The following is a 22,256-nucleotide window of genomic DNA, read 5'->3' as shown; positions in this document are numbered from 1 at the left end:
ATGCCCGGCGACAACATCACCGTCGACGTCGAGCTGATCGTGCCGATCGCGATGGAAGAGAAGCTGCGCTTCGCCATCCGTGAAGGCGGCCGCACCGTCGGTGCCGGCATCGTCGTCACCATCAAGGAATAGTCGATCCGGCACTTGCCGGTTCGGCAGGAAAGGGCGGTCTTCGGGCCGCCCTTTTGTTTGAAGCAGTGCTGCCAAGCCCTTTTCAATTCTGTTGCAACCACCGGCGCCGCAACTAGTATGGTTGCACCGAGGGGCTTGCCAGACGTGGTTTCCACATTCCGTTCAAAGACCATGCGGTGTTGGCGCGGGCTGCTTCGGCTGGGATTGGCCGCCGCCGCAGGGCTGGCCACCCTCAACGCCGCCGCGAAGGAGACACCTCAGGACTACGGTCCGGCGATGCGTTTCGTCGTCGTGCGCAGCAGCGCGCCGGGCTGCGAGCCGAACTGCCCGGAATGGATTTCTGCCGAAGGCACGATCGAGGCCGGCACGCCGGCGCTACTGAAACGCCTGCTGAAGACGCTCGGCGGGCGGCAATTGCCCATCGTCGTCAATTCTCCCGGCGGCAATGTCGATGCCGCGCTGCAGCTTGGCCGCATGGTCCGCAAGAACAAGCTCGATATCGCGGTCGGCATCACGGAATTTTCCGGCTGCTCGCCGGGGACGAAAAATTGCCGGGACAATGACGGCAGGGGTCAGCCCTATTCCGGCGTCGCTTACGACAGCGGTGCGATGTGCAATTCGGCCTGTCCGCTGATGTTTGCCGGCGGCATCCACCGTGTCGTCGGCGAATGGGCCTATCTCGGCGTCCATCAGATCACCACCACCTACCAGCGCGAAAAACTGCTCTACCGCACCACCTACCGGGTTGTGAACGGTAAGAAGAAGATCATCGGCACCAGGATCGTCAGCCGCAAGAATGCCGGCAGCTACAAGACCTATGAGATGAGCAAGGCGATCGAGAAGCGGCTGTCGGCCTATTTGAAGGAGATGGGCGTCGAGCAGGGCGTGCTGGGCGTGATGAAGGCCACACCTGCCAGCGACATCAGGCAGATCGAGCCCGATGACATGCTGGAGATGAAGCTCGTGACCAGCCTCGATTCGCTCGACCTGCTGACCGAGAGAACCATTTGCCAGCGCCATCCGGCACCGGCGAATTGTCGCGAGATTCCCGCGAACGGCGCGCCCGTCGCGGTCGCGGCAGTAGAGGCCGGACCTTCTTATACAGCGCCGGCGCCGCCGCCGACACCGCAAGCCCACGAACAGCAGATGCGTTTCGTTCTTGTTCGCGGCAGCAACCCGCTCTGCAATCCCGATTGTCCGGAATGGATTTCGGCGGAAGGCACGATCGCCGCAGATACGGCCGACAAGCTGCGCCAACTGCTCGACACGATCCGTGAGCGCCGGTTGCCGGTCGTAATCAACTCGCCGGGTGGAGATGTGCAGGCTGCGCTCGCCGCGGGCAGGCTGATCCGCGAGCACGGCTTGGATATCGCGGTCGCCCGAACGGATTTTCTCGACTGCGATCCGGGCGCCGTGGGGTGCGTCGCGGCCGACGGTCTCCATGCCGGGCTCACCATAGATGCCGGCGCCGAATGCGACGCCGCCTGCGCGGTGATGGTCGCCGGCGGCGTCCGGCGCCTCGTTGGCGCCGGTGCGCACTTCCTCGTGCATTCCATGGGCATGGAAGACAAGGTCGGGGCCTATCTCGACGAGATGGCGGTCGGCTCGGGCTTTTTCGCCGCCATGCAGTCGGCCGAATATGCAAAGCACAGGGAACTCAGCCGGGACGAACTGAAGACGTTCGGGCTGACGACCGGACCGCAATCGGTGGACGCGCTGACGGGCGCCACCATTTGCAGATCCGCACCCAGGCCGGACAATTGCCGGGCTCTTCCGTCCGCCGATGCCGAGGCGAAGGCGCCGGCGAAGCTGTAGATCAGGATGACGTTTCGCTGAATCGCCATCCTGATCTAACTCTTTGTTGGAGCATGATCTTCTCCGAAAACCGGTTTCCACTTTTTGCATTCGCTGACCTTCGGTTCGGGATCATGCTCTAGCTGCGCACTGGCCATCGAGGCAGGTTGAGCGGGGCAGGGCGCTGCCGCTATCTTGCTGTATGCACAGGGAGGAGCGGCGATGAGCGAGGACATCCCGACTTTGTACGAATGGGCCGGCGGCAGCGAGGCGCTGAACCGGCTGACACGAACCTTTTATGACAAGGTGGCGGCGGATCCGGTCGTCGGTCCGGTGTTCAGGATGATGTCGCCGGATCACCCGGCGCATGTCGCCGCCTTCATCGGCGAGGTCTTCGGCGGCCCGAAAACCTACAGCGAGAAGCATGGCGGCCATCGCGAGATGGTGATGCATCATCTCGGCAAGCATCTGACCGAGGAGCAGCGCCGCCGCTGGATCAGTCTCCTTGCCGACGCGGCGGATGAGGTCGGCTTGCCTGACGACCCTGAGTTCCGCTCGGCCTTCGTGGGTTATGTCGAGTGGGGATCGCGGCTGGCGAAGATGAACTCGAATCTGGGCGAGACCTGCGATCCCGAGACCGAGCCGATGCCCGCCTGGGGCTGGGGCGTGCCGGGCGGGCCATACAAGCCGCCGGCCGGCAAGTCGTAGGCGCGGGGGTTGTTTGGCGAGCGCGATCGGTCGCCGGCGGTAATGGAATCCAGATTTCCGGCAAAGGGTTTTAAAACCACTGCAGAGTGCTCTTTACAGAGCGCACGGAAGCTTTTAGGAAGCGCCTGCGCCGAACAAGCGCATGCACGGGCATAGCTCAGTTGGTAGAGCGGCGGTCTCCAAAACCGCAGGTCGTAGGTTCGAGCCCTGCTGCCCGTGCCATTCCTTCAAGAGGGCAGGCATCTGGCAACCGCCCTCTCGATCGCCGAAATCAGCCTTTTCTTCCGCGCGTCTGCCGGCCCTTGAGGTCATCTACCTGCCGGCCCGTGTCGCGGGCCTGTGAGTGGCAAAATCGTTGCGCCTTAGGACCAACGATGTAAGGTTTCGTCCTTAGCGCTTGACTGCAACCGCCGTTCTTAGACCGCTAAGCAGGGATGTAACTCTCCCCTTTCTTGGCGCAACGTAGGTGGCGGGTCTTGATAGCCAAGGGCGCAAAGAGCGACACCTCTTTCTGGTGGGAGGACAAAAATGCATCCCCTGGTCATCGACGCGAAGCCTCAACCTATTTCGATTGATCTTGCTAACGCCGCAGTTCTCGTCGTGGACATGCAGAATGACTTCGGCTCGCAAGGTGGAATGTTCGACAGAGCGGGAATCGATATCTCCGGGATTCAACGGGCTGTCGGCCCTACGGCCAGAGTAATAGCTGCCGCTCGCGATTTGAGAGTGCCGGTTATCTATCTGAAGATGGGGTATTATTCCGACCTCTCGGATCTTGGGACATCGGACGCCCCCAATCGTCTCCGACATCTCCAGATCTTTGGGGTCGGTGAGAGCATCACGGCCCCGGATGGCAGCGAGAGCCGGATTCTGATCCGCGACACCTGGGGAACGGATATTGTTAACGACCTCAAGCCAGAGGCAGGGGATGTGGTCGTCTACAAAACGCGGTTCAGCGGTTTCTACGAGACCGAACTCGATTCTGTTCTGAAAACCGCAGGTATCAAACACCTCATCGTGACAGGATGCACGACCAGCGTGTGCGTGGAATCGACAATTCGGGATGCCTTCTTCAGGGACTACCACTGCATACTGCTGACGGATTGCACCAGCGAGCCCATTGCCTGGGACGCATCAAGGAGCAATCATGAAGCGTCGATCACGCTCGTGCAGATACTCTTTGGATGGACATCGACGTCCGACGATTTCCTTAAGGCGATCGAGGAGCGAGTTCAGGGACGTCTTGAACTAGCCGAATGAGTTGACGAGGTGGCGTATCGCCACGATCCGCGCCTTCTCTTCCGGTAGCCACGTCGTCGACCCGAACCCGTCAAGATCTCCAGCCGACCGACCGGTTCCTCGTCCCTGGATTTGAGCGTAATCCCTGAAATCGTCATGTGTCGAAGCCTTCAAGCTCCGCAGCGGCCGCTCCGCGGTTGAAAATCGGCGGACGGCTTGCCATATGGCAGGAATTGGGGCATAAGCCCCGTATAGCCGGGACGGGACGACTGGATGGTTCCGAGGCGGCGTTGAGACATAAAGCGGACCCTTGCCACTTGCGTGGATTAAGAATCGGTTTTATGTAGACAAGACAGACACGCGACGCGTGGAGCTGGGAAGCCGGCTTTACGCGTCTGATTTGCGTGGGTGAAATAGCGGCGCTGATTCGCGCCGCATGGAGCCCAGGCGGCACGTCCCGGTCAGCGGGATCATCCAGGAGGCCCGGCCAACGGGTCTCGAAAACAGGCGGCGCATGGCTTCGAAAACCACTAATCCCTTCACCTTTCTCCAGCAGGTTCGCGCGGAGACGGCCAAGGTGACATGGCCTTCGCGGCGCGAAACCATGATCTCGACCGTGATGGTCCTGATATTCGCGGTGATCGCGATGCTATTCTTCTTCGCTGCCGATATTCTGATGGGCTATGCGATCGAGTGGATCCTGGGTCTCGGGCATTAATTCGGCGGATTACGGAGAGGTCGTGAAATGACTGCGCGGTGGTATATCGTCCACGCCTATTCGAACTTCGAGAAGAAGGTCGCCGAGGACATCGAGAACAAGGCCAAGCAGAAGGGCTTGGCCGGGGACATTGAGCAGATCGTGGTCCCGACCGAGAAGGTCGTCGAGATCCGTCGTGGCCGCAAGGTCGATGCCGAGCGCAAGTTCTTCCCGGGCTACGTGCTCTTGAAGGCAAATCTGACCGACGCCGTGTTCTCGCTGGTCAAGAACACGCCGAAGGTCACCGGCTTCCTGGGCGACTCCAAGCCCGTGCCGATCACCGAGACCGAGGCGCAGCGCATCCTGAACCAGGTCCAGGAAGGCGTCGAGCGGCCGAAGCCTTCGGTCACCTTCGAGATCGGCGAGGCTATCCGCGTTTCGGACGGTCCTTTCGCGTCGTTCAACGGCGTCGTCCAGGAGGTGGATGAGGAGCGGGCCCGCCTCAAGGTGGAAGTTTCGATCTTCGGGCGCGCCGTGCCCGTCGATCTGGAGTTCGGGCAGGTCGAAAAGGGCTGATCCGCATACCCGCGCCCGAAAGGGCGTCGGGATACCGCGCCGCAAGGCGTCGGGAGGCGGCGTGAACAGACGCCGCATGAACGGGTGGGAGGCGAAGGCGGCATAGCCGGCCGTCGGAACCGCACCACCAGACTGCAACCGCCGCGTTTCCCGGGTAACGGGGCCGGCATGAGAAAAGGCAGGAATAGAGATGGCTAAGAAAGTTGCAGGCCAGCTCAAGCTCCAGGTTGCCGCGGGCTCGGCTACGCCGTCGCCCCCGATCGGCCCGGCGCTTGGTCAGCGCGGCATCAACATCATGGAATTCTGCAAGGCGTTCAACGCACAGACCCAGGAGCTCGAGAAGGGATCGCCGATCCCGGTCGTCATCACCTACTACCAGGACAAGTCGTTCACCTTCGTCATGAAGACGCCGCCGGTGAGCTACTTCCTGAAGAAGGCCGCCAACCTGAAGTCGGGCTCCAAGGAGCCGGGCAAGGTCAAGGCCGGCACGATCAGCCGCGACAAGGTGCGCGCGATCGCCGAGCAGAAGATGAAGGACCTGAACGCAAACGACGTCGAGGCGGCCATGCGCATGGTCGAGGGTTCCGCCCGCTCGATGGGCCTGGAAGTGGTGGGCTAAGATCATGGCAAAGATTGCAAAGCGTGTTGCCAAGAGCCGCGAAGGCATCGATCCGAACAAGGCTTACGCCCTCAACGAGGCGCTGCAGCTGCTCAAGGACCGGTCCAAGGTGAAGTTCGACGAGACCGTCGAGATCTCGATGAACCTCGGCGTCGATCCGCGCCATGCCGACCAGATGGTCCGCGGCGTGGTCAACCTGCCGAACGGCACCGGCCGCTCGGTGCGTGTCGCCGTGTTTGCGCGTGGCGACAAGGCCGAGGAAGCCAAGGCCGCCGGCGCCGATATCGTCGGCGCCGAGGACCTTGTCGACATCGTCCAGAAGGGCACGATCGATTTCGATCGCTGCATCGCCACGCCGGACATGATGCCGCTGGTCGGTCGTCTGGGTAAGGTTCTGGGCCCGCGCGGCATGATGCCGAACCCGAAGGTCGGCACTGTGACCACCGATGTGGCCGCGGCCGTCAAGGCTTCGAAAGGCGGCGCCGTCGAGTTCCGCGTCGAGAAGGCCGGCATCGTCCAGGCCGGCGTCGGCAAGGTCTCGTTCGACGTCAAGGCGCTGGAAGAGAATGTCCGCGCCTTCGCCGACGCGGTGACCAAGGCCAAGCCCGCGGGCGCCAAGGGCAACTACGTCAAGAAGGTGTCGGTCACCTCGACGATGGGCCCCGGCCTCAAGCTCGACATCGCGACGCTCGCCGCGTCGTAAGTGTCGGCCGATCGGGTAAGGCCGATCGCAAGGGCATGATCCTGAAAAGCGGGAACATGCTCCAGCAAGAAAGAATTCCGGACCGCCGATCCGTCGGCGGCCCGGTACCCGGAAGCCGAAAGGTTTCCGGATATCCTGTCCGAGATTGCAGGCGGCCCAAAAGCCTTAATTCGATTGGGCCTGCATGAGACGGGTGAAGACCCGACAAAGGAGCCAAGCTCCAATGAAAGGTTCGAACCGTGTTTGCCTTTTGTCTGCGCACTATCCGGCGTGCCGGCTGGTGTGGCGAAAGGGGGCAGGATCCTCGAGTGTCGTTCGGGAGATCCGTTACTGGATGGCCCGGCCGGCAAAAGGCAACCGACGCCTGACCTCGTCAATGGGGCAGGGGTCAACTGGAGATAGGCAGTGGACAGAGCGGAAAAACGCGAACTCGTCACGGGCCTGAATGATGCGTTTTCAAGCGCTGGTTCAGTCGTCGTGGCCCACTACGCCGGTATCACCGTCGCGCAAATGAACGACCTTCGGTCGAAGATGCGCGCCGCCGGTGGCACCGTCAAAGTCGCGAAGAACCGTCTCGCCAAGATCGCTCTTCAGGGCACGGACTCCGCATCGATCATCGATCTGTTCAAGGGACAGACGCTGGTCGCTTATTCGGAGGATCCGATTGCGGCGCCGAAGGTCGCGTCCGATTTCGCCAAGGGGAATGACAAGTTGATCATTCTCGGTGGCGCGATGGGTGCGACCTCGCTCGACGCCGACGGTGTGAAGGCACTCGCCACACTACCGTCGCTCGACGAGCTGCGCGCCAAGCTGGTTGGCATGATCGCCACGCCGGCTACCCGGATCGCCCAGATCGTCAATGCGCCCGCGGCTTCGGTCGCGCGTGTCATCGGCGCTTACGCCCGGAAGGACGAGGCGGCATGAGGCCGTTCCTCGCTGTCAACAACACACGTTCGAACCTAGTGAAGGAATACAAAAATGGCTGATCTTGCAAAGATCGTAGACGACCTTTCGAAGCTGACCGTCCTCGAGGCGGCCGAGCTGTCGAAGCTCCTGGAAGAGAAGTGGGGCGTTTCGGCCGCCGCTCCGGTGGCGGTTGCCGCTGCCGGCGGCGCTGGTGCCGCTGCCGCTGCTCCGGCTGAAGAGAAGACGGAATTCGACGTCGTTCTCGCCGATGCCGGCGCCCAGAAGATCAACGTCATCAAGGAAGTCCGCGCCATCACCGGCCTTGGCCTCAAGGAAGCCAAGGACCTGGTCGAAGCGGCTCCGAAGCCGGTCAAGGAAGGCGTTTCCAAGGCCGACGCCGACAAGTTCAAGGCTCAGCTGGAAGCAGCTGGCGCCAAGGTCGAGCTGAAGTAAGCCTGTTAGGCGAGGGCGGACGGTCTCGCGCCGTCCGCCCCCTCCCTTGGACTGAGGGAGGGTTCTGTCACGCGAGGCGTTTGAAAACCTCTTTCCTGAGGGCCGAAAAGCGGCCTTCCGGAAACGGGTTTTCTCCCGTTTTAGCCGGTAGCCGCCAAGCGATTGGCCCAAGAAATTGGCAGGGGCGGCCGGAAAAACAGATAGGGGCAGCCGCCGAGGCAGCCCGTTGGTGCAAGGCGAGCCGCGGCGAGGTTCGTCCCGAGTTTATAGCTAAGGAGCGACGATGGCCCAGACCCAGACTTTCAATGGCCGCAGACGCGTACGCAAGTTCTTCGGAAAGATCCCGGAAGTTGCGGAGATGCCGAACCTCATTGAGGTCCAGAAGGCATCCTATGACCAGTTCCTGATGGTGGACGAGCCCAAGGGCGGCCGTCCGGACGAAGGACTGCAGGCCGTTTTCAAGTCGGTCTTCCCGATCTCCGACTTTTCCGGCTCCTCGATGCTGGAGTTCGTGAAGTACGAGTTCGAGGCACCGAAATTCGACGTTGACGAATGCCGTCAGCGCGACCTGACCTATGCGGCGCCGCTGAAGGTGACGCTGCGCCTCATCGTGTTCGATATCGACGAGGATACCGGCGCCAAGTCGATCAAGGACATCAAGGAGCAGGACGTCTACATGGGCGACATGCCGCTCATGACGTCGAACGGCACGTTCATCGTCAACGGCACCGAGCGCGTCATCGTCTCGCAGATGCACCGTTCGCCGGGCGTCTTCTTCGACCATGACAAGGGCAAGTCGCACTCGTCGGGCAAGCTTCTGTTTGCCGCGCGTGTCATTCCCTATCGCGGTTCGTGGCTCGACATCGAGTTCGACTCCAAGGACGTCGTGCACGCCCGCATCGACCGCCGCCGCAAGATCCCGGTGACGTCGCTGCTGATGGCGCTCGGCATGGACGGCGAGGAGATCCTGTCGACCTTCTACAACAAGATCACCTATAAGCGCGCCGGCGACCACTGGCGGATTCCGTTCAACGTCGAGCGTTTCCGCGGCCTCAAGGCCGTCGGCGACCTGGTTGACGCCGACACCGGCGAGATCGTGGTCGAGCAAGGCAAGAAGATCACCGCCCGCCAGGCACGTCAGCTCGGCGAGAAGGGTCTCAAGGCCATCAAGGCGACCGACGAGGACCTGCTTGGCAACTACCTTGCCGAGGACATCGTCAATTACGGCACCGGCGAGATCTTTCTCGAAGCCGGCGACGAGATCGACGACAAGACGCTGAAGGTGCTGCTCAGCACCGGCGAGGACGAGATCCAGATCCTGGACATCGACCACGTTAATGTCGGCGCCTACATCCGCAACACGCTCAACGTCGACAAGAACGAGAGCCGCCAGGACGCGCTGTTCGACATCTACCGTGTCATGCGCCCGGGCGAGCCGCCGACGCTCGAGACCGCCGAAGCCATGTTCAACTCGCTGTTCTTCGACAGCGAGCGCTACGATCTGTCGGCCGTAGGCCGCGTCAAGATGAACATGCGCCTCGAGCTCAAGGCCGAGGACACCGTGCGCGTCCTGCGCAAGGAAGATATCCTGGCCGTGGTCAAGACGCTGGTCGAGCTGCGTGACGGCAAGGGCGAGATCGACGACATCGACAATCTCGGCAACCGCCGCGTGCGTTCGGTCGGCGAGTTGATGGAGAACCAGTACCGCGTCGGCCTGCTGCGCATGGAGCGCGCGATCAAGGAACGCATGTCCTCGATCGAGATCGACACGGTCATGCCGCAGGACCTGATCAACGCCAAGCCGGCGGCCGCCGCCGTGCGCGAGTTCTTCGGTTCCTCGCAGCTGTCGCAGTTCATGGACCAGACCAATCCGCTGTCGGAGATCACCCACAAGCGTCGCCTGTCGGCGCTTGGACCGGGCGGTCTGACGCGCGAGCGCGCCGGCTTCGAGGTGCGCGACGTGCATCCGACGCATTACGGCCGCATCTGCCCGATCGAGACGCCGGAAGGCCCGAATATCGGTCTGATCAACTCTTTGGCCACTTTCGCGCGCGTCAACAAGTACGGCTTCATCGAAAGCCCGTATCGCAAGATCGTGGGCGGCAAGCTGACCAACGAGGTTGTCTATCTGTCGGCGATGGAAGAGGCCAAGCACTATGTCGCGCAGGCCAACGCCGAGCTCGACAAGAACGGCAGCTTCGTCGACGAGTTCGTCATTTGCCGTAATGCCGGCGAAGTGATGATGGCGCCGCGCGAGAACGTCGATCTGATGGACGTCTCGCCGAAGCAGATGGTGTCGGTCGCTGCGGCGCTCATCCCGTTCCTCGAGAACGACGACGCCAACCGCGCGCTGATGGGCTCGAACATGCAGCGTCAGGCCGTGCCGCTGGTGCGCGCCGAAGCGCCGTTCGTCGGCACCGGCATGGAGCCGGTCGTCGCCCGTGACTCGGGCGCTGCCATCGGCGCCCGCCGCGGCGGCGTGGTCGACCAGGTGGACGCCACCCGTATCGTCATCCGCGCCACGGAAGATCTCGATCCCGGCAAGTCCGGCGTCGATATCTACCGGCTGATGAAGTTCCAGCGTTCGAACCAGAACACCTGCATCAACCAGCGTCCGCTGGTGCGCATGGGCGACCGCGTCAACAAGGGCGACATCATTGCCGACGGTCCGTCGACCGAGCTCGGCGATCTGGCGCTCGGCCGCAACGTGCTGGTCGCGTTCATGCCGTGGAACGGCTACAACTACGAGGACTCGATCCTGCTCTCCGAGCGCATCGTGGCCGACGACGTCTTCACCTCGATCCACATCGAGGAGTTCGAGGTCATGGCGCGCGACACCAAGCTCGGGCCGGAGGAAATCACGCGCGACATTCCGAACGTTTCGGAAGAGGCGCTGAAGAACCTCGACGAGGCCGGCATCGTCTATATCGGTGCTGAAGTGCAGCCGGGCGACATCCTGGTCGGCAAGATCACGCCGAAGGGCGAAAGCCCGATGACGCCGGAAGAAAAGCTCCTGCGCGCCATCTTCGGCGAAAAGGCATCGGACGTTCGCGACACCTCCATGCGCATGCCTCCGGGCACCTTCGGCACGGTCGTCGAAGTGCGCGTCTTCAACCGCCACGGCGTGGAGAAGGACGAGCGCGCGATGGCGATCGAGCGCGAGGAGATCGAGCGTCTGGCCAAGGACCGCGACGACGAGCAGGCGATCCTCGACCGCAACGTCTATGCGCGTCTTTCCGACGTGCTGGTCGGCAAGGAGGCGATCGCCGGACCGAAGGGCTTCAAGAAGGGCTCGAAGCTGTCGAAGGACACGCTCGACGAGTATCCGCGTTCGCAGTGGTGGCAGTTCGCCGTGGAGAACGAGAAGCTCCAGGGCGAGCTCGAGGCTCTGCGCGGCCAGTACGATGAGTCCAAGAAGGCGCTCGAGCAGCGCTTCATGGACAAGGTCGAGAAGGTGCAGCGCGGCGACGAAATGCCTCCGGGCGTCATGAAGATGGTCAAGGTCTTCGTGGCGGTGAAGCGCAAGATGCAGCCGGGCGACAAGATGGCCGGCCGTCACGGCAACAAGGGTGTCGTGTCGCGCATCGTTCCGGTCGAGGACATGCCTTTCCTTGAGGACGGCACGCATGCCGATATCGTGCTCAACCCGCTGGGTGTGCCGAGCCGCATGAATGTCGGCCAGATCCTGGAAACGCATCTGGGCTGGGCTTGCGCCGGCATGGGCAGGAAGATCGGCGAGTTGATCGACGCGTACAAGGGTGGCGGCGACATCAAGCCGCTGCGCAAGACGCTGGAAAGCTTCATGCCGGCCAACGACCGCAACGAGCCGATCCGCGAGTATGACGACGAGAGCATCGTTCGCCTGAGCGAGCAGATGCGCCGCGGCGTTTCGATCGCGACACCGGTGTTCGACGGCGCGCATGAGGCCGACATCAACACCATGCTGGAGCAGGCTGGCCTGCACACCAGCGGTCAGTCGCAGCTCTATGACGGCCGCACTGGCGAGCCGTTCGATCGCAAGGTGACGATGGGCTATATCTATATGCTCAAGCTGCATCACCTGGTGGACGACAAGATCCACGCGCGTTCGATCGGTCCGTACTCGCTCGTCACCCAGCAGCCGCTGGGCGGCAAGGCGCAGTTCGGCGGCCAGCGCTTCGGCGAAATGGAAGTCTGGGCGCTCGAAGCCTACGGCGCGGCCTACACGCTGCAGGAAATGCTGACGGTGAAGTCGGACGACGTCGCCGGCCGCACCAAGGTCTACGAGGCGATCGTGCGCGGCGACGACACGTTCGAGGCGGGTATCCCCGAGAGCTTCAACGTTCTCGTCAAGGAAATGCGCTCGCTCGGCCTCAATGTGGAGCTGGAGAACACCCAGGTCGAAGAGACCCCGACGCGTCTGCCCGACGCAGCCGAGTAAGGCATTGGCGCGCGCCGCGTTCTAAGCGCGGCGCGCCCTGAGCATGATCCCGAGAAGCGGTCACCGGTTTTCGGCCGAGACCATGCTCAACCAAGAAGTCTTCGGCCGGTTCGACCGGCCAGTCTGCGGACATTTCGTCCGCGATCGATGCAAGGGGTTATCGAGGACCCCGAAAAGGAGAACGGCATGAACCAAGAGGTCATGAATCTCTTCAACCCGCAGGCGCCTGCGCAGGTGTTCGATTCCATCCGGATCTCGCTTGCCAGCCCAGAGAAGATTCTGTCCTGGTCGTTCGGCGAGATCAAGAAGCCGGAGACCATCAACTACCGCACCTTCAAGCCGGAGCGTGACGGCCTGTTCTGCGCGCGCATTTTTGGTCCGATCAAGGACTATGAGTGCCTGTGCGGCAAGTACAAGCGCATGAAGTACAAGGGCGTCATTTGCGAAAAGTGCGGCGTCGAAGTCACGCTGTCGCGCGTTCGCCGCGAGCGCATGGGCCATATCGAGCTCGCCGCGCCCGTCGCCCATATCTGGTTCCTGAAGTCGCTGCCTTCGCGCATCGGCACGCTGCTCGACATGACGCTCAAGGATATCGAGCGCGTGCTCTACTTCGAGAACTACATCGTTACCGAGCCGGGCCTCACCGCGCTGAAGGAGAACCAGCTCCTCAGCGAGGAAGAGTACATGATTGCCGTCGACGAGTACGGCGAGGACTCTTTCACCGCCATGATCGGCGCCGAGGCCATCCATGACCTTCTGGCCGGCATGGACCTGGAGAAGATTGCCGGCGACCTCCGTTCGGAGCTGGCCTCGACCACGTCCGAGCTCAAGCAGAAGAAATACCTGAAGCGGCTCAAGGTCGTCGAGAACTTCATGGAATCCGGCAACCGTCCGGAATGGATGATCATGAAGGTGGTTCCGGTGATCCCGCCGGACCTGCGCCCGCTTGTCCCGCTGGACGGCGGCCGCTTCGCCACGTCGGACCTCAACGACCTCTACCGCCGCGTCATCAACCGCAACAACCGCCTGAAGCGGCTGATCGAGCTGCGCGCGCCCGGCATCATCGTGCGCAACGAAAAGCGCATGCTGCAGGAAGCCGTCGATGCGCTGTTCGACAACGGCCGTCGCGGCCGCGTCATCACCGGCGCCAACAAGCGTCCGCTGAAGTCGCTGTCCGACATGCTGAAGGGCAAGCAGGGCCGGTTCCGCCAGAACCTGCTCGGCAAGCGCGTCGACTATTCCGGCCGCTCGGTCATCGTGACCGGTCCGGAGCTCAAGCTGCATCAGTGCGGCCTGCCGAAGAAGATGGCGCTGGAGCTCTTTAAGCCCTTCATCTATGCCCGCCTCGACGCCAAGGGTTTCTCCTCTACCGTCAAGCAGGCGAAGAAGCTGGTCGAGAAGGAGCGTCCGGAGGTTTGGGATATCCTCGACGAGGTCATCCGCGAGCATCCGGTGCTCTTGAACCGGGCGCCGACGCTGCACCGCCTCGGCATCCAGGCGTTCGAGCCGATCTTGATCGAAGGCAAGGCGATCCAGCTGCACCCGCTGGTCTGCACCGCCTTCAACGCCGACTTCGACGGCGACCAGATGGCGGTCCATGTGCCGCTGTCCCTGGAAGCGCAGCTTGAAGCCCGCGTGCTGATGATGTCGACCAACAACATCCTGCACCCGGCCTCCGGCGCGCCGATCATCGTGCCGTCGCAGGACATGGTTCTCGGTCTCTACTATCTCTCGATCGTCAACCAGAACGAGCCGGGCGAAGGCATGATGTTTGCCGACATGGGCGAGCTCCAGCATGCGCTGGAGACCAAGGCCGTGACGCTGCACGCCAAGATCAAGGGCCGCTTCCGCAGCGTCGACGCGGAAGGCAACGTCGTGTCGAAGATCTACGACACCACGCCTGGCCGCATGATCATCGGCGAGCTTCTGCCGAAGAACGTCAACGTGCCGTATGAGACCGCCAACCAGGAGATGACCAAGAAAAACATCTCCAAGATGATCGACACCGTCTACCGCCACTGCGGTCAGAAGGAGACGGTCATCTTCTGCGACCGCATCATGGCGCTCGGCTTTGCGCACGCCTGCCGTGCCGGCATTTCGTTCGGCAAGGACGACATGCTGATCCCGGACACCAAGCTGAAGCTGGTTTCCGACACCGAGGCTTTGGCCAAGGAATACGAGCAACAGTACAATGACGGCCTGATCACGCAGGGCGAGAAGTACAACAAGGTCGTCGACGCCTGGGCAAAGTGCTCGGAAAAGGTCGCCGACGAGATGATGGCGCGCATCAAGGCGGTGGAGTTCGAGGACAACGGCCGTCAGAAGCCGATGAACTCGATCTACATGATGTCGCATTCGGGTGCGCGCGGTTCGCCCACCCAGATGCGTCAGCTCGCCGGTATGCGTGGCCTGATGGCCAAGCCCTCGGGTGAAATCATCGAGACGCCGATCATCTCGAACTTCAAGGAAGGCCTCACCGTGCTCGAGTATTTCAACTCGACCCACGGCGCCCGCAAGGGTCTGGCCGACACCGCCTTGAAGACGGCGAACTCGGGTTACCTCACCCGCCGCCTCGTCGACGTGGCGCAGGACTGCATCGTCAACTCCGTGGATTGCGGCACCGACAAGGGCCTCACCATGCAGCCGATCGTCGATGCCGGTCAGATCGTTGCCTCGGTCGGCCAGCGCGTGCTGGGCCGTACTTCGCTCGACGACATCAATCATCCGGTCACCGGCGACCTGCTGGTCAAGGCCGGAACGTTGATGGACGAGCGCGATGTGGAGCAGATCGAGAAGGCCGGCGTGCAGTCGGTCCGCATCCGTTCGGCGCTGACCTGCGAGGTCAGGACCGGTGTGTGCGCGGTCTGCTACGGTCGCGACCTGGCCCGCGGTACCCCCGTCAACCAGGGCGAGGCCGTCGGCGTCATCGCGGCGCAGTCGATCGGCGAGCCGGGCACCCAGCTCACCATGCGTACCTTCCACATGGGCGGCACGGCGCAGGTGGTGGATTCCTCGTTCCTTGAAGCCTCCTATGAGGGCAAGGTGCAGATCCGCAACCGCAACGTGGTCCGCAACTCGGAAGGCCAGCAGATGGTCATGGGCCGCAACATGGCGGTGCTCATCCTCGATGAGACCGGCAAGGAGCGCGCCACGCACCGCGTCGCCTATGGTTCGCGTATTTTCGTGGACGATGGCGACAAGGTGAAGCGCGGCCAGCGTATCGCCGAGTGGGATCCCTATACCCGCCCGATCCTCACCGAAATCGAGGGCAGGGTGGCGTTCGAGGATCTGGTCGACGGCATCTCCGTGCAGGAAACGGCCGACGAGTCGACCGGCATCACCAAGCGCGAGGTCATCGACTGGCGTTCGACGCCGCGCGGCAACGACCTGAAGCCCGCGATCGCCATCCAGGACGCCAAGGGCAAGGTCGGCAAGCTGTCGAAGGGCGGCGATGCACGCTTCCTGCTCTCGGTCGAGGCCATCCTCTCGGTCGAGCCGGGTGCACATGTGAAGCCTGGCGACGTGCTGGCGCGTATCCCGATGGAAAGCGCCAAGACCAAGGACATCACCGGTGGTCTGCCGCGCGTTGCGGAACTGTTCGAGGCTCGCCGTCCGAAGGATCACGCCATCATCGCCGAGATCGATGGCACGATCCGTTTCGGCCGCGACTACAAGAACAAGCGCCGCATCATCATCGAGCCGCATGACTCGACGCTCGAGCCGGTGGAGTACCTGATCCCGAAGGGCAAGCCGTTCCATCTCCAGGACGGCGACGTCATCGAGAAGGGCGACTACATCCTCGACGGCAATCCGGCGCCGCACGACATCCTGGCGATCAAGGGCGTGGAGGCGCTTGCCTCCTATCTCGTCAACGAGATCCAGGAGGTCTACCGTCTGCAGGGCGTGTCGATCAACGACAAGCACATCGAGGTGATCGTTCGCCAGATGCTGCAGAAGGTCGAGATCACCACGCAGGGCGATTCGACCTACATCCCGGGAGACCACGTCGATGTGATCGAACTGGAGGAGGTCAACGAGCGCCTGATCGAGGACGGCAAGAAGCCGGCCGAAGGTCAGCCGGTGCTGCTTGGCATCACCAAGGCCTCGCTGCAGACGCCGTCCTTCATCTCGGCCGCCTCCTTCCAGGAGACGACCAGGGTGCTCACCGAGGCTGCGGTTGCCGGCAAGACCGACATGCTGCAGGGCCTGAAGGAAAACGTCATCGTAGGCCGTCTGATCCCGGCCGGCACGGGCGGCACGATGAGCCAGATAAGGCGCATCGCCACCTCGCGCGACGAGCTCATCATCGACGAGCGCCGCAAGGCCTCCGGTGTCGAGGTCGCCGAGCCGATGCTGACCGACATGGTCAACGCCGCGCAGTAAGCGCGATGAAATGAGAAAACGAGAAAAGGGGCCCGCGCGGCCCCTTTTCGCATTTTGACTTGATGCAACGAGGAAGAGCTATGAGCAGCAAGACCTGGACGGCTGTCGACGACTACATCGTTTCCTCCCTTTTCGAAGCGGACCCGGTGCTCGATGCCACGCTGGCGGCCAACCGCGACCACGGCCTGCCGGCGATCGACGTCTCGGCCGTGCAGGGCAAACTGCTGTCGCTGCTGGTGCGTATTCGCGGCGCCAAGAAGGTGCTGGAGGTCGGCACGCTTGGCGGCTACTCGACCATCTGGATGGCAAGGGGATTGCCGGCGGACGGCAAGGTGGTGACGCTGGAGCTTGATCCGCACCACGCCAAGGTCGCGCGTTCGAACTTCGAACGGGCAGGGGTTTCAGACAAGATCGACCTGCGCATCGGCCCGGCGCTGCAGTCGCTTGCCGCGCTGGCAGGCGAAGATACCGGTCCGTTCGACTTGATCTTCATCGACGCCGACAAGCCGAACAACCCGAATTATCTCGACTGGGCGATGAAACTCTCGCGCTCAGGCACGGTCATCGTCTGCGACAATGTCATCCGCGACGGCGCGGTCCTGAAAAAGAACAGCGGCGACGCCAATGTCGAAGGCGCTCGCGCCGCTTTTTCGTTCATCGGCGGCGAGAAGCGGCTGGACGGCACCGCCATCCAGACCGTCGGCGTCAAGGGCTATGACGGGTTTACCGTCGCGATCGTAGAATGAGGATGCCCTAATCGAAGAACGCCTCGACCACATTGCGCTTGCCCAGCATGAACGCATCGGCGACGTGCTGCAGCGGCGCGAGGTCGACATCGGACTTCCCTGCGCGAACAATCTCGGCGAAGCGCTTGTAAAGCATCGGATATTCGGCTTCCGGCTCGTCATGGATAATGCGCCCGTCGACGGCGAGCTTAGCGCCGCCGCCGGACAGCACCATCCTGCCCTTGTCGGTCTCGGCGACGATGTCCCAGCTTTGCGGGCCGGTCTGCAGCCAGTCGAGCTCCATCGTCACCGGCAAGCCGGTCGACGTGCGGAAGGCGACATGCGCCGCGACCGGTGCTGCGCGGTTCTCGGGAAAATCGAGCACGGCCGAGGTGATGAACATCGCAGGCAAGATGTGTGTGGCGATCGACAGCGCGTTGATGCCGGGATCGAACACGCCGAAGCCGCCCGGCTCCCAGATCCATTCCTGGTTCGGGTGCCAGCGCCGCACGTCTTCCTTCCAGTTGATGGCGGCCGAAGTCAGTCTGGCCGAGGCGAGGAATGCGCGCGCGGCCTCCACCGCCGGCGCGTAGCGCGAATGCCAGCTGGCAAAGAGCGAGACGCCGTTCCTATCGGCAAGCGTCTTGAGGTGCTCGACTTCGCTCACCGTGGCGCCCGGCGGCTTTTCGAGGAACACGTGCTTCCTCGCTTCCAGCGCGGTGCGCGCGGCGTCGTAACGGAACTGCGGCGGCATGCAGAGCGAGACCGCCTCGAGGCTGGGCTCGGACGCCAGCATCGCTTCGATGCTGGGATAGTTCGCAATGCCGTCCACCTTGCCGTGGCGGCTGGCCGCCGCTGTCAGTTGATAGTTGCCGTCCTTGGCGACCGCCGGCAGGTGCTGATCGCGGACGATCTTTCCCACGCCGACGATGCCGAGCTTGATGGGATTGCTGGTCATGGGAACTCCAAGGAATGAAAGGGTGTGTCTAGGCAGGGCAGGTTTGTCCGGCAAGTCTGGCAAATATGACGCTGGCCGCGCTTTTCAGATCGGCTCTTCAAAGGTGACGATCGAAACCTCGCCCTCCAGTGCGCCCTGATAGGCCGACAGATGCGGCTCGTCGTCGGGCTCGCCCTCCATGTCGCCGATCTGGTCGAGCTCGGCCTCGGCGTAACCTTCGACGGCAAGCGATTCGAGCGCGCGGCGCACGGCAGAATCATCGTCGGGCGCCACAAGCATCACATGAACGCCTTCAGGCTTGCCGCCTTTTTTCTTCCAGACCCGTCCGGTGATGATCGTGACCGGCCGTTCTTCATTGTCGTTCACGGGCTGATTCCTCGTTTTCCCCGAGATTGTCCGATGCAAGCCGCCTTTTGGCACGAAGCCGGGCCACAGGACAGCGCAAAGCCGGTCACTTTCTTCCTCGCTCTTGAAAAAAGACGCAAGAAAATTACATGCGTTTTCCGCATGGCTGCCCAGCCTCGCGTTGGGCGCAATATTTGCCCCGCCGGGGTTGACGGACCCTGGGGTTGCGAGTAGAAGCCGCGACGTCAGAACCGATGTGAGGCTCTCCTGTCCGAAGCGACACGCTTTGGAGTTTGCCTCAAACAGGGTTCGTTTTACGAGCGAAAAGACATTTCCGGCGCGCATGAAGCGGCTACCGCTTCCTCTGCAATTTGTTCGGGCAGGACCGCGAGACGCGGTGTGTTGCCCGAATTTGCGTATGGAAATGACGCTTTGAGCGGCCCCCTGACAGGGCAGACACGGAATTGAGAGACAAGAGGGTTTAATGCCTACCGTCAACCAGCTGATCCGCAAGCCGCGCCTGGCGCCGGTGAAGCGCAACAAGGTCCCGGCCATGCAGCAGAACCCGCAGAAGCGGGGCGTCTGCACGCGCGTCTACACCACGACGCCGAAGAAGCCGAACTCGGCGCTGCGCAAGGTGGCCAAGATTCGCCTGACCAACGGTTTTGAAGTGATCGGCTACATCCCCGGCGAAGGTCACAACCTGCAGGAACACTCGGTGGTCATGATCCGCGGCGGTCGCGTCAAGGATCTGCCGGGCGTCCGTTACCACATCATCCGCGGCGTGCTCGACACGCAGGGTGTGAAGAACCGCAAGCAGCGTCGTTCGAAATACGGCGCCAAGCGTCCGAAGTAAGGGTTTCCCATGTCTCGTCGTCACAGTGCAGAAAAGCGTGAGATCAATCCGGACCCCAAGTTCGGCGATCTGATCGTCACCAAGTTCATGAACGCCGTCATGTATGACGGCAAGAAATCGGTTGCCGAGACCATCGTCTACGGCGCGCTGGACCAGGTCCAGGCCAAGACCAAGCAGGAGCCGGTCACCGTCTTCCATCAGGCGCTCGACAATGTCGCGCCGCATGTGGAAGTGCGCTCGCGTCGTGTCGGCGGCGCCACCTATCAGGTTCCGGTCGATGTGCGCCCCGAGCGTCGTCAGGCGCTGGCCATCCGCTGGCTGATCGCCGCCGCGCGCAACCGCAACGAGACCACCATGGTCGACCGCCTCTCGGGCGAGCTGATGGACGCGGCCAACAACCGCGGCACGGCCGTCAAGAAGCGTGAAGACACCCACAAGATGGCGGAAGCCAACCGCGCCTTCGCGCACTACCGCTGGTAAAGCGCGAACGAGACTGAGAGGCACCTCCCATGGCCCGCGAATACAAGATCGAAGACTACCGCAATTTCGGTATCATGGCGCATATCGACGCCGGCAAGACGACGACGACCGAGCGCGTCCTCTATTATACGGGCAAGTCGCACAAGATCGGCGAAGTCCATGACGGCGCTGCCACCATGGACTGGATGGAGCAGGAGCAGGAACGCGGCATCACCATCACTTCGGCCGCGACCACGACCTTCTGGAAGGGTCGCGACGGCAAGATGCGCCGCTTCAACATCATCGACACCCCCGGACACGTGGACTTCACCATCGAAGTCGAGCGTTCGCTGCGCGTGCTCGACGGCGCCATCGCGCTGCTCGACGCCAACGCCGGCGTGGAGCCGCAGACCGAGACTGTGTGGCGCCAGGCCGACAAGTACCACGTGCCGCGCATGATCTTCTGCAACAAGATGGACAAGATCGGCGCCGACTTCTACCGCTCCGAGGAAATGATCGGTTCGCGCCTCGGCGCGCAGGCCGTCGTCATGCAGCTGCCGATCGGCGCCGAGACCGAGTTCAAGGGCGTCGTCGACCTCGTCGAGATGAACGCGCTCGTCTGGCGTGACGAGACCCTTGGCGCTGCCTGGGACGTCGTTGAGATCCCGGCCGATCTCAAGGACAAGGCCGAGCAGTACCGCGAGAAGATGATCGAAGCCGCCGTCGAGATGGACGAGACCGCGCTCGAGAATTACCTCGAAGGCAAGATGCCGTCGAATGACGAGATCCGCGCGCTGATCCGCAAGGGCACCATCGCGGTCAAGTTCTTCCCGATGTTCTGCGGTTCGGCCTTCAAGAACAAGGGCGTGCAGCCGCTGCTCGACGCCGTTGTCGAATACCTGCCGTCGCCGATCGACGTGCCGGCCATCAAGGGCGTCGATGCCAAGACCGACGCCGAGATCGAGCGTCATGCCGACGACAACGAGCCGCTGTCGATGCTGGCGTTCAAGATCATGAACGACCCGTTCGTCGGCTCGCTGACCTTTGCCCGCATCTATTCGGGCAAGCTCACCAAGGGCACCTCGCTCGACAACACGGTGAAGGGCAAGAAGGAGCGCATCGGCCGCATGCTGCAGATGCATGCGAACTCGCGCGCCGACATCGAGGAAGCCTATGCCGGCGACATCGTCGCCCTGGCTGGCCTCAAGGACACGACCACCGGCGACACGCTCTGCGATCCGCTGCATCCGGTCATCCTGGAGCGCATGGAATTCCCCGATCCGGTCATCCAGATCGCCATCGAGCCGAAGACCAAGAACGACCAGGAAAAGATGGGCCTCGCGCTGCATCGCCTGGCGGCTGAGGATCCGTCCTTCCGCGTCAAGACCGACGAGGAAAGCGGCCAGACCATCATCGCCGGCATGGGCGAGCTGCATCTCGACATCATCGTCGACCGCATGCGCCGCGAGTTCAAGGTCGAAGCCAATGTCGGCGCCCCGCAGGTGGCCTATCGCGAGACGATCACCCGCACGCACGAGCAGGATTACACGCACAAGAAGCAGACCGGCGGTACCGGCCAGTTCGCCCGCGTCAAGATCATCTTCGAGCCGAACACCGAGAGCGAAGAGTTCGTGTTCGAGTCCAAGATCGTCGGCGGTGCGGTTCCGAAGGAATACATCCCGGGCGTCGAGAAGGGCATCAACAGCGTCATGGGTTCCGGCCCGTTCGCCGGCTTCCCGATGATCGGTGTCAAGGCCACGCTGGTCGATGGCGCCTTCCACGACGTCGACTCCTCGGTGCTGGCGTTCGAAATCGCCTCTCGCGCCTGCTTCAAGGAAGCCGCTCCGCGCCTCGGCGTGCAGCTTCTGGAGCCGATCATGAAGGTCGAGGTCGTGACGCCGGAAGATTACGTCGGCGGCGTCATCGGCGATCTCAACGGCCGTCGTGGCCAGATCCAGGGTCAGGAAGCGCGCGGCGTTGCGGTCGTCATCAATGCGATGGTGCCTTTGGCCAACATGTTCAAATACGTCGACAATCTGCGTTCGATGTCGCAGGGCCGCGCCCAGTACACGATGCAGTTCGACCACTACGAGCCGGTTCCGACCGCGGTCGCCCAGGAAGTTCAGAAGAAATACGCGTAACTCGAGCGGGTTGCACGAGACCTTAATTCAAGGCCCGCACGGGCAAGCAGGATTGGAGAGATCACATGGCAAAAGGTAAATTCGAGCGCACCAAGCCGCATGTGAACATTGGCACGATCGGTCACGTCGATCATGGCAAGAC

The 22,256-nt window shown here is 62.5% G+C and carries 17 protein-coding genes, 1 tRNA gene and 2 pseudogenes; 18 read left to right on the top strand and 2 right to left on the bottom strand.

What is annotated here, in order from left to right:
- The 14 genes and pseudogenes from tuf to FJ423_RS32615 form a co-directional block, all read left to right on the top strand.
- Window positions 1–132: pseudogene (tuf, locus tag FJ423_RS32680) on the top strand (elongation factor Tu); the annotation flags it as partial.
- Window positions 133–408: 276 nt separating this feature from the next.
- Window positions 409–1,947: a hypothetical protein gene (locus FJ423_RS34500; RefSeq protein WP_246680384.1), complete on the top strand. Its 1,539-nt coding sequence runs from the start codon at window positions 409–411 to the stop codon at window positions 1,945–1,947.
- 201 nt (window positions 1,948–2,148) lie between these two features.
- The gene (locus tag FJ423_RS32670) at window positions 2,149–2,634 is read left to right on the top strand and encodes a group II truncated hemoglobin (protein ID WP_140847819.1); all 486 of its coding nucleotides are present in this window, start codon (window positions 2,149–2,151) and stop codon (window positions 2,632–2,634) included.
- 146 nt (window positions 2,635–2,780) lie between these two features.
- Window positions 2,781–2,856: transfer RNA gene (locus tag FJ423_RS32665), tRNA-Trp, on the top strand.
- A gap of 306 nt (window positions 2,857–3,162) precedes the next feature.
- A complete protein-coding gene (locus FJ423_RS32660; protein WP_140847816.1) occupies window positions 3,163–3,894 on the top strand; it encodes a cysteine hydrolase in 732 nt (243 codons plus the stop codon).
- A gap of 493 nt (window positions 3,895–4,387) precedes the next feature.
- A complete protein-coding gene (gene secE, locus FJ423_RS32655; protein WP_095765634.1) occupies window positions 4,388–4,591 on the top strand; it encodes a preprotein translocase subunit SecE in 204 nt (67 codons plus the stop codon).
- 27 nt (window positions 4,592–4,618) lie between these two features.
- Window positions 4,619–5,146 (top strand): transcription termination/antitermination protein NusG, encoded by a 528-nt coding sequence (nusG, locus tag FJ423_RS32650; protein WP_095765525.1) that lies wholly within the window; start codon window positions 4,619–4,621, stop codon window positions 5,144–5,146.
- Window positions 5,147–5,336: 190 nt separating this feature from the next.
- Entirely contained in the window at window positions 5,337–5,765 is a 429-nt protein-coding gene (gene rplK, locus FJ423_RS32645; RefSeq protein WP_095765524.1) for a 50S ribosomal protein L11, read from the top strand.
- Between the two features lie 4 nt (window positions 5,766–5,769).
- The gene (gene rplA, locus FJ423_RS32640; protein ID WP_095765523.1) at window positions 5,770–6,468 is read left to right on the top strand and encodes a 50S ribosomal protein L1; all 699 of its coding nucleotides are present in this window, start codon (window positions 5,770–5,772) and stop codon (window positions 6,466–6,468) included.
- Between the two features lie 405 nt (window positions 6,469–6,873).
- Entirely contained in the window at window positions 6,874–7,392 is a 519-nt protein-coding gene (rplJ, locus tag FJ423_RS32635; protein WP_095765522.1) for a 50S ribosomal protein L10, read from the top strand.
- 54 nt (window positions 7,393–7,446) lie between these two features.
- Window positions 7,447–7,827, top strand: a complete 381-nt coding sequence (gene rplL / locus FJ423_RS32630; protein ID WP_059189560.1) for a 50S ribosomal protein L7/L12 — start codon at window positions 7,447–7,449, stop codon at window positions 7,825–7,827.
- 283 nt (window positions 7,828–8,110) lie between these two features.
- Complete coding sequence (gene rpoB / locus FJ423_RS32625) at window positions 8,111–12,247, top strand: DNA-directed RNA polymerase subunit beta (RefSeq protein WP_095765521.1); 4,137 nt, start codon at window positions 8,111–8,113, stop codon at window positions 12,245–12,247.
- Window positions 12,248–12,433: 186 nt separating this feature from the next.
- Window positions 12,434–16,630, top strand: a complete 4,197-nt coding sequence (gene rpoC / locus FJ423_RS32620; protein WP_095765633.1) for a DNA-directed RNA polymerase subunit beta' — start codon at window positions 12,434–12,436, stop codon at window positions 16,628–16,630.
- 80 nt (window positions 16,631–16,710) lie between these two features.
- On the top strand, window positions 16,711–17,376 hold the full coding sequence (locus FJ423_RS32615) for an O-methyltransferase (protein ID WP_140847813.1): 666 nt from the start codon (window positions 16,711–16,713) through the stop codon (window positions 17,374–17,376).
- Between the two features lie 7 nt (window positions 17,377–17,383).
- On the opposite strand, the gene FJ423_RS32610 is transcribed toward FJ423_RS32615, so the two are convergent.
- Both FJ423_RS32610 and FJ423_RS32605 read right to left on the bottom strand, forming a co-directional pair.
- Window positions 17,384–18,313 (bottom strand): Gfo/Idh/MocA family oxidoreductase, encoded by a 930-nt coding sequence (locus FJ423_RS32610; RefSeq protein ID WP_140847810.1) that lies wholly within the window; start codon window positions 18,311–18,313, stop codon window positions 17,384–17,386.
- Window positions 18,314–18,397: 84 nt separating this feature from the next.
- Entirely contained in the window at window positions 18,398–18,679 is a 282-nt protein-coding gene (locus tag FJ423_RS32605; protein WP_140847822.1) for a transcriptional regulator, read from the bottom strand.
- Window positions 18,680–19,142: 463 nt separating this feature from the next.
- Between FJ423_RS32605 and rpsL the strand changes: the two genes are divergently transcribed.
- The 4 genes and pseudogenes from rpsL to FJ423_RS32585 all read left to right on the top strand — a co-directional run.
- Window positions 19,143–19,514: a 30S ribosomal protein S12 gene (gene rpsL / locus FJ423_RS32600; RefSeq protein WP_006202128.1), complete on the top strand. Its 372-nt coding sequence runs from the start codon at window positions 19,143–19,145 to the stop codon at window positions 19,512–19,514.
- Between the two features lie 9 nt (window positions 19,515–19,523).
- Window positions 19,524–19,994, top strand: a complete 471-nt coding sequence (gene rpsG / locus FJ423_RS32595) for a 30S ribosomal protein S7 (RefSeq protein ID WP_027170372.1) — start codon at window positions 19,524–19,526, stop codon at window positions 19,992–19,994.
- A gap of 29 nt (window positions 19,995–20,023) precedes the next feature.
- Window positions 20,024–22,114, top strand: coding sequence for an elongation factor G (gene fusA / locus FJ423_RS32590; protein ID WP_095765517.1), 2,091 nt, complete (start codon window positions 20,024–20,026; stop codon window positions 22,112–22,114).
- A 65-nt stretch (window positions 22,115–22,179) separates the two neighbouring features.
- Window positions 22,180–22,256: pseudogene (locus FJ423_RS32585) on the top strand (elongation factor Tu); the annotation flags it as partial.

It is taken from the genome of Mesorhizobium sp. B2-8-9, from assembly GCF_006439475.1.
Classification (GTDB): Bacteria; Pseudomonadota; Alphaproteobacteria; order Rhizobiales; family Rhizobiaceae; genus Mesorhizobium.
Note: the sequence above shows the minus strand (reverse complement) of the source record. Positions and strands in the feature narration are given on the sequence as shown.

Excerpts from the sequence above, each read along its gene's own strand:
- FJ423_RS32615 (WP_140847813.1), top strand. The coding sequence starts at position 16,711 with ATGAGCAGCAAGACCTGGACGGCTGTCGACGACTACATCGTTTCCTCC.
- rplL (WP_059189560.1), top strand. The coding sequence starts at position 7,447 with ATGGCTGATCTTGCAAAGATCGTAGACGACCTTTCGAAGCTGACCGTC.
- rpsG (WP_027170372.1), top strand. The coding sequence starts at position 19,524 with ATGTCTCGTCGTCACAGTGCAGAAAAGCGTGAGATCAATCCGGACCCC.
- rplA (WP_095765523.1), top strand. The coding sequence starts at position 5,770 with ATGGCAAAGATTGCAAAGCGTGTTGCCAAGAGCCGCGAAGGCATCGAT.
- rpoC (WP_095765633.1), top strand. The coding sequence starts at position 12,434 with ATGAACCAAGAGGTCATGAATCTCTTCAACCCGCAGGCGCCTGCGCAG.
- rpoB (WP_095765521.1), top strand. The coding sequence starts at position 8,111 with ATGGCCCAGACCCAGACTTTCAATGGCCGCAGACGCGTACGCAAGTTC.
- FJ423_RS32660 (WP_140847816.1), top strand. The coding sequence starts at position 3,163 with ATGCATCCCCTGGTCATCGACGCGAAGCCTCAACCTATTTCGATTGAT.
- fusA (WP_095765517.1), top strand. The coding sequence starts at position 20,024 with ATGGCCCGCGAATACAAGATCGAAGACTACCGCAATTTCGGTATCATG.
- FJ423_RS34500 (WP_246680384.1), top strand. The coding sequence starts at position 409 with ATGCGTTTCGTCGTCGTGCGCAGCAGCGCGCCGGGCTGCGAGCCGAAC.
- rplK (WP_095765524.1), top strand. The coding sequence starts at position 5,337 with ATGGCTAAGAAAGTTGCAGGCCAGCTCAAGCTCCAGGTTGCCGCGGGC.
- rpsL (WP_006202128.1), top strand. The coding sequence starts at position 19,143 with ATGCCTACCGTCAACCAGCTGATCCGCAAGCCGCGCCTGGCGCCGGTG.
- nusG (WP_095765525.1), top strand. The coding sequence starts at position 4,619 with ATGACTGCGCGGTGGTATATCGTCCACGCCTATTCGAACTTCGAGAAG.
- FJ423_RS32610 (WP_140847810.1), bottom strand. The coding sequence starts at position 18,313 with ATGACCAGCAATCCCATCAAGCTCGGCATCGTCGGCGTGGGAAAGATC.
- secE (WP_095765634.1), top strand. The coding sequence starts at position 4,388 with ATGGCTTCGAAAACCACTAATCCCTTCACCTTTCTCCAGCAGGTTCGC.
- FJ423_RS32670 (WP_140847819.1), top strand. The coding sequence starts at position 2,149 with ATGAGCGAGGACATCCCGACTTTGTACGAATGGGCCGGCGGCAGCGAG.